We start from the raw sequence: 2873 nt of genomic DNA on the forward strand, positions 1-2873 counted from the left end.
TTAAAAATATATATATTCCTTTGCCTAAAGAAGTAAACCGTGGATTTGTAATCACCTATGTCCCCAGGAAAGACTATCTATTAAAACTTAATGACTACTATACAAAAACCAGGGATAACTTTGCAATGATGATGGGACAGATTCTATTAAATGATATGTTAGAAAATAGAAAATTATTAAGTGAATCACTATAAATCATGCATATAAAGAAACCCTCTTGCTTTTACAAGAGGGTCTCGCTTTACATTATTTTATTTCGGTATAAAGATAAATAAAAAACTGTCATTTGAATAAAGAAAACACTAAATACAATGTATAAGGGATATCCTGGAATATACATATTAAAAATAGGAGAAAGCACTAAAAATCCAATTGCGATGATTAACACATACCATACTGAAACAAATGCTGTACGACAAGCTCTTTCAGTAATTAACTTTTCACGTTCGTCTTCTAGGGGAAACAATAGTGGATACATCAGATATGAAAGGGCATTATATTTCTTCCGCTGTATTTTATAAAAAATTGTTATTACAATACCTATAACTAATAAGAATAAGACTGGTGTAATATTTAATGATACTTCAAAGGCTACTTTCTTAGCTTCAATAATATTGGCAAGTTCTATAATGCCGTAATAAAGTTCTATGAATACCCAACATGCTAATGCCATAATAAGTACATTAATCACATAAGAAATCATCAATCTATTCATCCTCTTCTTCCTCCTTATTTAATACAAACACTTCTTCCATCTTCAAATCAAACACATCACAAATTGACAATGCTAGTAATAATGAAGGGACGTAATCCCCTTTTTCAATTGTTGCGATCGTTTGCCTCGTCACTCCAACTTTTTCAGCTAATACACTTTGTGTGAAATTAAAACGAGCTCTAATTTCCTTTACTTTGTTAAAAATAGTCAAGTTCACCACCTCTTACCCTCAATGTATACCATAATTAACAAAATGTAAAGTTAACTTAACATTCATTCCGCTAAAAATCCAATTTTATAAAAAACGGTACCACCACATATTCATTAATTTAAAAATTGTATAGTGGTCCTAAAACAAAACGCTGATTGCGTGCTCTAAGGCTGAATTATTTGATATAGCAGTAAACTTCAAATACTCCTCACCTTCCAATAGAATCAATTAATAACGTGGAAAAATCAAGTGAACTCTTGCTGTTCGAGTCGTTTAGGCACCCGAAGCTCACAAGAAAAAGAAGAAACCATATTTAAGTCTTAGGAAAGAGATAAACATTAGAAAAACTGTCATTAAAAATTTAAATAAACTCTCTAAAAAGTTTTACAATCAAAGCAGAGAGACTTTGAAACAGGAGGCGCCAATTTATGAATCGGATTGAACGTGAAGAGAAAACAATTAGCATTATGATTGATATATATTGTAAAAACGAACATAAACAAAATACTCTATGTGAAGAATGTCAAAAATTAAAAGATTATGCTTATTTTCGTTTATCAAAATGTCCATTTCAAGAAAAGAAACCAGCATGTCAAAATTGCAAAATTCATTGTTATAAACCAGATATGAAAGGTTTAGTTAAGGAAGTTATGAAAAAGAGCGGACCGAAAATGATTTTAAAACATCCATATTTCACGCTCATGCATGCTGTTGACACAATGAAGAAGTTTCCTGACTTACCAAAAAGAAAAAATTGTAAAAAGAAAAAGTGGTTTGTCTAACAAACTTGTTTTTTTATTCCTTTTCTACTAAAAAATTATATGTGAGTTTTAAATCCTAATTGCTTCACAACATGTTCAGCTGTGCATTGCTCTGGATCATCTTTAAAATAAAAGTATTTCGAAAATGTTATGCAGAGATCCCTTTCCTCAAATTTGCTTGCTTTATCTCCAAACTAATCATTTTTTTGAATAGAGATTTTCGTGAGAAATCTTGGTACATCTTCATCATAACTCCAAAGATAGGTTCCGAACCTAAAGTGGCAAAAAACAAAGAGTGAATTATCGCTGTGATATATTGGATCACTAGTTCAGGAATAGATAATGTATAGTTCTAAAAATGCAAATGTTTCATTCGTAAAGCAACAAGCTCATTTAGAGATAATCCGTAGTCTATATGCTAGATGTTTTTTAGGAGGGTTATCCTATAGTAGTAGATTAGCTTTTATTTGCTATTTTCTTCTTGACAACTTTATCGATAAGATTATCAATAACTTCCGTACATCTTATAATAAAATCCGCATCCTCACGAGTAGTATCACTATTGCTAATACATTCAATTACTTCTGTTCCATATTCCCTATCTTCATCTGTTTTTGCTAAATACCTTTTGTAAGCCCTTACAATTAGTATCGCTTCTTTTTGATCCATATCAATTTGGCGTAGCTCATCATCAAAGTCTTCCAATGAAATCCCTCCTGTTTGTAAATAACGAAGTCTATTTAATTATATTAAAATATTAAAATTTATTGCTGTATTATTTTTGTGAACTTGTGTAAAAGTGTAAATGTCCACGTTTACACTTTTACACATTTACACATTTACACATTAAGAACGAAATTACATGGAAGAATATGAAGTTGGATATGAAAAACGATATTCATTTGACTCTAGTGAAGAAGGATTTATAAAAGGTGAATATAACAGTGGCTTTTAGATTAAACAATATTTATTATATATCGAGTCGATACTATAACTCGATGCTGCTGAAAACGGAATATAGTATTTAAATCAAAGGAGTGGGGAAATGAGTACACAATATAAATAAGGAAACTAAAATATCTAATGGATTTCAAAAATAGTATAGGTAATGTATATAAAAAGATCACTTGTCTTGGAAACAAGTGATCTTTTCATTAGATAAATTGCTACTTGCCAACAGCAGGTA

Annotated in this window: 4 protein-coding genes and 2 pseudogenes; 2 read left to right on the forward strand and 4 right to left on the reverse strand. The window is 30.3% G+C overall.

Annotated elements, in window-relative coordinates; translation table 11 throughout:
* Positions 1 to 194: pseudogene (locus ACQGS6_RS25780) on the forward strand (hypothetical protein); the annotation flags it as partial.
* A 47-nt stretch (positions 195 to 241) separates the two neighbouring features.
* On the opposite strand, the gene ACQGS6_RS25785 reads toward ACQGS6_RS25780, so the two are convergent.
* Complete coding sequence (locus ACQGS6_RS25785; RefSeq protein WP_029442955.1) at positions 242 to 715, reverse strand: DUF2178 domain-containing protein; 474 nt, start codon at positions 713 to 715, stop codon at positions 242 to 244.
* A complete protein-coding gene (locus tag ACQGS6_RS25790; protein WP_000151823.1) occupies positions 708 to 926 on the reverse strand; it encodes a helix-turn-helix transcriptional regulator in 219 nt (72 codons plus the stop codon). Before ACQGS6_RS25790 ends, ACQGS6_RS25785 begins: the two co-directional genes overlap by 8 nt.
* A gap of 428 nt (positions 927 to 1354) precedes the next feature.
* Here ACQGS6_RS25790 and ACQGS6_RS25795 point away from each other — a divergent pair, with 428 nt between their 5' ends.
* On the forward strand, positions 1355 to 1708 hold the full coding sequence (locus ACQGS6_RS25795) for a nitrous oxide-stimulated promoter family protein (RefSeq protein WP_001079531.1): 354 nt from the start codon (positions 1355 to 1357) through the stop codon (positions 1706 to 1708).
* Positions 1709 to 1743: 35 nt separating this feature from the next.
* Here ACQGS6_RS25795 and ACQGS6_RS25800 read toward each other — a convergent pair.
* A pseudogene (locus ACQGS6_RS25800) lies at positions 1744 to 2102 on the reverse strand (integrase); the annotation flags it as partial.
* A gap of 41 nt (positions 2103 to 2143) precedes the next feature.
* Positions 2144 to 2392 carry a hypothetical protein gene (locus ACQGS6_RS25805; protein ID WP_426965830.1) on the reverse strand — a complete coding sequence of 83 codons (249 nt, stop codon included), beginning with the start codon at positions 2390 to 2392 and terminating at the stop codon, positions 2144 to 2146.
* Positions 2393 to 2873: the final 481 nt, after the last annotated feature.

It is taken from the genome of Bacillus sp. GMs2/2 (genome assembly GCF_050172095.1).
Classification (GTDB): Bacteria; Bacillota; Bacilli; order Bacillales; family Bacillaceae_G; genus Bacillus_A; species Bacillus_A cereus.